5 protein-coding genes and 1 pseudogene are annotated in these 5,197 nt (G+C 57.0%); 2 read left to right on the forward strand and 4 right to left on the reverse strand.

Going from position 1 to position 5,197, the window contains the following annotated elements; genetic code table 11:
• Nucleotides 1-311: zinc ribbon domain-containing protein (locus MSIMFI_RS27205; RefSeq protein ID WP_191500025.1), on the forward strand; the 311-nt coding region annotated here is incomplete at its 5' end.
• Nucleotides 312-354: 43 nt separating this feature from the next.
• On the opposite strand, the gene MSIMFI_RS27210 is transcribed toward MSIMFI_RS27205, so the two are convergent.
• Nucleotides 355-1,710, reverse strand: coding sequence for an NAD(P)/FAD-dependent oxidoreductase (locus tag MSIMFI_RS27210; protein ID WP_224770490.1), 1,356 nt, complete (start codon nt 1,708-1,710; stop codon nt 355-357).
• A gap of 30 nt (nt 1,711-1,740) precedes the next feature.
• Between MSIMFI_RS27210 and MSIMFI_RS27215 the strand changes: the two genes are divergently transcribed.
• Nucleotides 1,741-2,325 (forward strand): hypothetical protein, encoded by a 585-nt coding sequence (locus MSIMFI_RS27215; RefSeq protein WP_191500027.1) that lies wholly within the window; start codon nt 1,741-1,743, stop codon nt 2,323-2,325.
• 46 nt (nt 2,326-2,371) lie between these two features.
• Here the strand turns inward: MSIMFI_RS27215 and MSIMFI_RS27220 are convergent, their stop codons facing one another.
• The 3 genes and pseudogenes from MSIMFI_RS27220 to MSIMFI_RS27230 all read right to left on the reverse strand — a co-directional run.
• Complete coding sequence (locus tag MSIMFI_RS27220) at nt 2,372-3,262, reverse strand: hypothetical protein (protein ID WP_186244438.1); 891 nt, start codon at nt 3,260-3,262, stop codon at nt 2,372-2,374.
• Between the two features lie 137 nt (nt 3,263-3,399).
• Nucleotides 3,400-4,446 (reverse strand): geranylgeranyl diphosphate synthase IdsB, encoded by a 1,047-nt coding sequence (idsB, locus tag MSIMFI_RS27225; protein ID WP_191500028.1) that lies wholly within the window; start codon nt 4,444-4,446, stop codon nt 3,400-3,402.
• Between the two features lie 591 nt (nt 4,447-5,037).
• Nucleotides 5,038-5,197 (reverse strand): annotated as a pseudogene (locus MSIMFI_RS27230) (IS630 family transposase); the annotation flags it as partial.

Here is a 5,197-nt window from a genome sequence, read left to right on the forward strand (position 1 = left end):
GCGCCCGGGCGAAGTCCGGGCTTTCACGCAGTATTGGGGACGCGGGCTGGGGTGGCTTCGTTTTGATTCTGCGCGCCAAAGCGGAAGATGCTGGGCGTATCTGGATCGAGGTCGACCCCCGGCACACTCCCCCGCAAGCGGGAGGTGCCCCCACGGATGGCTGCGAGGAATGTGGGTACGCAGCCGCCCACAACCGGGTCACCCAAGCGGCGTTCGTCTGCCAGCGGTGCTCGCATCGCGCGCAAGCGGACGAGATGGCCGCGCGCAACATCCTACGGGCCGGGCTGGCCCTTCACGCTCAAGCAGCGTGAGAAGAAGCCGGCGGCTTCCAGCCGCCGGAGAAGTCACCGACCGTCAGTCCGTCACTGGCGGCATGTGTCGGGGGAACTCGGCGATGTCACGGCCGCGGCGGTTTTTCGCTCGTAACACGCCAGGTCCACGAAAGTGCCGCATGCGGAGGGCGCGTACGAAGGCGCGGAAAACAAGCGCCGGAGAGAGGAATTCGGCGGGAGCAAGGGCGCGCACCGTCAATAATGCGTAGCGGTGGTTTAATTCTGCGTCCGCGCCAATGGTACGAAAGAGCAGTTTATCGAGCCAGAGCGGGGACTGACTAAAAACAGTGCGTTTAACCTGGCGAAGGGTCTCCATGTACATGGGATACATTTCTGCCCGCGCCGCCATCTCGTAACTGGCCATGGCTTGCTCATAGGATTGCTCCCCATACTGCCAAGCGGTGATGGCCTGAGCGAGGGCCTTGGCCTCGAATAACGCGTCGTAGATTCCCTGTCCGTCAATTGGATCTTTTTGATGGAGAGCATCGCCTACCAGCACCCAGCCTGGGCCACTCGCCACCCGGTAGACATTACCAATGTTGCGCATTCCGTGTACCCGGGTGACACGTTCAGCATGGGCTAGGCGCCGCCAAATAAGCGGATGTTGGCGAACCAACTTCATATATGCCGCTTCTCCGTGCCCGGCCCACGACGTAAATAAGTCCGACTGGCCTTCGACTGACACATTGAGGACACCGTCGGCGCTGTCAAACAGAAAGAAGAAATATCCCTTACCGGGCTGGTAAAAATGCACCGCAGCGCCGTGATCGTCATACGGTTGGGCTAGTCTCCAGCCGGCGTAATAGACGGTTGTAGGGAGGTCCGTTCTGATGTTGTGGATACCGGCTTTCACTTTGCGTGCCACGGTGCTAAAGCGGCCATCCGCTCCCACCACACAATCTGCGGTAAACGTCTCCGCGGGCTGGCCCGGAGAGTGGCCTTGAATTCCGACCACGCGATTGGCATCCCACACCACGTCGGTCACGGTAAAGGGCTGGCGAGCGGTCACTGTTGGCCAGCGTGCTGCGTTATTCCACAGTGCGTCGTCGAAGCGAGCCCGATCGAGCGCGTAGCCATAATCGCGCCCGAACGCCGCCGGGACCGGGATAGACGTGCAATATTGGTCGTAAAATTCATTGACCCAACGGTGAATCCGCGGCGTGTTGTACGCATAGACGTTTTCATCGCCGCCAACTTCGTCAAGCAGCCGCATAGCACTGGAGTAGATAACAGGAGAGGAAGCTGGATGGGGGCAGGGAAATGTCGCGCGCTCCACCAAGAGCACCCGGAATCCCTGTTGCCCCAGCCGAGCTGCCAAGGTAGCTCCGGCTGGACGGCCGCCTACGATAATCGTGTCGAAGTGATTGGCCGTAGGCATCGTTGAGTACTCTCGATAATAATTATGTCGATGAACATAGCAGCAGGAGCCATGTTTCTAAAAAATTGGATAGAAAGCATACTGCCGGCATCGTACTCAGGTCTTGATCAGATCCGTGCCACGACTGTTATCGTAACCTCGCTGGCAATTGCCGCATCCATGGTACTCCTTATTCTCTATTGGACTATCACAAAAAGCCTTGAGACGGTGAAATCCGTGTATGCGGCCATCGGAATCATCCTTTTGCTTATCTTCGGTATTGAACTGGTAATTCAAGGCCATGTCGTTGTGGCGGCTTGGATGCTGGTAACCGTTATGCTGCTCTTGAACTTTGCCAGCATGCTGGCTTATGGCATAGCAACCTCAGCCTCTTCGGGGTGTATCCTGCCTATTCTTTTGGCCATGTTTTGCCTCGGTGTGGGTGTAGGGTACGCGGTGACGGTTTTGTGTTGTGGTGCCGTGTTTATTATTCCGGCCCTGCAGTCCAGGGGCTGGGTGCGAACCATACTGCCGTATCAGGTTTCCAATCTTACTTTTGATGCGCCTACATTGACGCTAATTTATCTGGTTGCGGCTATCATCACTAGCAGCTCGGTAAACTTCATTGCGCACTAAATTCGGACACATGAGCGGAGCCCGATGATATTAGGTGGGAAATCCGTCAGGTGGCGATCCAGCCGCGCGGGGTTCTCTTGCCCAACCCCAAAATGGCGTAGTTTGTCCAATCTTCCAGTTTGAGATCTCCCTGAGACGCGTCGTCATTTTCGCGTTCGTACAGGTGGTCATAGAGAATTTTACGCAAACGCTCCTCGGTGAGGCAAAAAGTCGGCGCCTGCATGAAATAGAGGCTCGCTTTATTGATATCGAGCAGAGGAATGTCCCAAACTGCCGGCTGTCCTGAGCCAATCATCAGGTTTACCGGTTCAATCTCTACTCCGTAGTACGCACGCACAAGATGCTGTCCGTCGGGGACCGCTTGAGCTAGCGAGGCAATTCTCCCGAGACCTTCATCAGCGAAGAGCCCAAGCAATAAGCGACGTTTAGCTGCTCCGTGCGTCTCTTCCGTCAGCTGAGAAAGTTTTTCGACTGTTTGTGCATACCCGCTCTCCGTCATCGCCGCTCGCCAGTCGCCGTATAGACAGAGTTGGATTTCGTTCTCGACAAGCCAGGACCGATAGTCGTCCGTTACCAAACAACCCACAGCTTCCATGGCCATGTGCATGTACTCTGGCCCGCGCGTCAACAGGTCGTAGCCGAGCAGAGGCTGGATCAAGGTGGTCATCCCGTGCTCATAGCAAAGCTGGCTGACTGCTCGGTGTGCTTCTTGCGTGATTTTTTCGTAGAGTTGCCAATCCTTCATTTGACTCCGGAACCACCGGCGTGTCCCGTTGAAATAGAGGACGGTGGTAGCGATATGTTTTCCGGCGATGCGAGCGACCTCTTCGCGGCTTAATGTGAGCCAGTCGGACAAGGCGTGCGACGCCTTTTCTTCAGATCGGAGAGGGTGTCCAGAAAGCTCAGTGCACACACGTGTGCCGGGCGTGAAATCCATTGTCGCGGTAGATATTCGCCGACCTGGATCGATATCTTCGGGACTATCTTTGAGGTACGCCGGTGTATTCGCTCGGCAAGAAATCTCAACGAGTCGCCGTGAATTCGACGAGCTCGCCGAGGTCTTAATGTGGCCCATCATCGACTCCTGTCAACCACTACCTGCGACAGCGCAATGAGTTCGGCCGCAGTTGGTACCTCGGGGAGCAGCGCGATCGCTGCTCTTAGTCGTTCCTCGGCGTGGTGTTTGGCCGCCTGCCGACCTCCGGCCGCCTCGATGAGCTCGATGGCGCGTGCAACGTCGCGATATGTCATCGGACTTTCGGATCGATAAAGTTCGCGTAGCTCCGTGCTTGCATCGCAGTTTGAATTCAGGGCCGCGACCACAGGAAGAGTTGCCTTGCGGCGGACCAGGTCGCTACACACAGGCTTTCCCGTCTTCGTAGAATCGCCCCAAATTCCGATCAGATCATCTACAGCCTGGAACGCTAACCCGAGTTGGTAGCCGAATCTATCCATCGCCGACACCATTTCGTCGTCAGCGCGAGCGCTTAGTGCTCCGAGTGCACAAGCACTTGCCATCAGCGACGCGGTCTTGGCTCCGGCCATCTGCAGGTAGTCATCGGTGGTGACTGTGTCCTGCCCTTCAAATGCGCAGTCTTGAAACTGGCCTAGGCACAGTTTCAAGCACGATTTCTCGATCCGAGAAATAATGCTGAGCGCCAGGGAGTGCTCCAGCAAATCTGTTTCGGCGAGTAATCGTATGGCTAATGAGTGCAAGGCGTCGCCGAGAAGAATAGCGTTAGTGATCCCCCACACGCTCCATATGGTTGCTCTCCCGCGGCGGGTTTTGTCACCGTCCATAACGTCATCGTGGATTAGCGTGAAGTTGTGCAACAACTCGACGGCCGCGGCCGCTGGGGCGGCGGATTCTTCAGATCCACCAGTCACTGCCGCGGCGGCAAACGTAAGAGCGGCGCGAACAAACTTGCCCTGTGTGGCAGGAGTTAAAGAGCGTTCCGGATCCCACCAACCGAAGTGGTAGCCACCCATGGTTGCGAACGGTTCAGGAAGGGACGCCACGGCCGCACGAAGAATCGGATCACAGTTGCGCTGAGCACGTACGAGAATTTCAAGATCAGAATAGTCCGGAGCGTTGCGGAGTTTGGTCGCGTCCAGTGGCATTCGCAACACCTCGCCAGTCCCGACACAACCAAACCTGTGCCGCCTTCAACAAATAGTCGAGCAGGAAACCTAGCGCGAAAGTTGACAGCCGTCAAGTTTCTATGGAGCGCCAAGAGCTGCCGGATGTGGGGATTGCGTCAATGCCTATCGCCCAAGGGCAAGGGTGACGTGCTTGCGCTCGTCGCCGGTGAGCTCGATCTCGGGCGAGTGCGGAGTCGGTCCATGCTGAGGGGACGATGCAAGGGTGCTCGCACGCAGGTGGCTTGCTCGGCGGCTGGGTGGCTTTCTGTAGGAGTGGAAGAAGCCGCGGATACGTGCTGACTTTCTGTTGCAGCGAGCGCAATATCTTGAACGAGTTTTCGATTACCTTCGTATTTTTCCTAGATCAACTTGGCGAGTTGGTCTTTGGTCATTCCAGGGAAATCGCCGGAGTGTGCCCGGGGGCCTACTGGCGTACAGCTGCCCCGTGTGGGAACGGGCTCCGGATTCGCCGCGTCTTTGAAAATGCTTGTCGCCGAGTTGAACCCATCGGATTTCGGTGAAACCTGCTCTGCTCGGTACCGCCGCGACGCCCGGTCAGCAGTTCAACGACTAGTGTCCTGAGTCATTAATTCGTTTGCAGTCGTTGGCGACTGATTCGAGGATCTGGTCGGCGGTCTTGGTCCAGACGTAGGGCTTGGGATCGTCGTTCCAGTGCTCGATCCAGGCGCGGATGTCGGCGTTGAGTTGGCGGACTGAGGTGTGGGTGCCG

It is taken from the genome of Mycobacterium simulans (assembly GCF_900232995.1).
GTDB lineage: Bacteria > Actinomycetota > Actinomycetes > Mycobacteriales > Mycobacteriaceae > Mycobacterium > Mycobacterium simulans.

Excerpts from the sequence above, each read along its gene's own strand:
- MSIMFI_RS27220 (WP_186244438.1), bottom strand. The coding sequence starts at position 3,262 with ATGGATTTCACGCCCGGCACACGTGTGTGCACTGAGCTTTCTGGACAC.
- idsB (WP_191500028.1), bottom strand. The coding sequence starts at position 4,446 with ATGCCACTGGACGCGACCAAACTCCGCAACGCTCCGGACTATTCTGAT.
- MSIMFI_RS27215 (WP_191500027.1), top strand. The coding sequence starts at position 1,741 with ATGAACATAGCAGCAGGAGCCATGTTTCTAAAAAATTGGATAGAAAGC.
- MSIMFI_RS27210 (WP_224770490.1), bottom strand. The coding sequence starts at position 1,710 with ATGCCTACGGCCAATCACTTCGACACGATTATCGTAGGCGGCCGTCCA.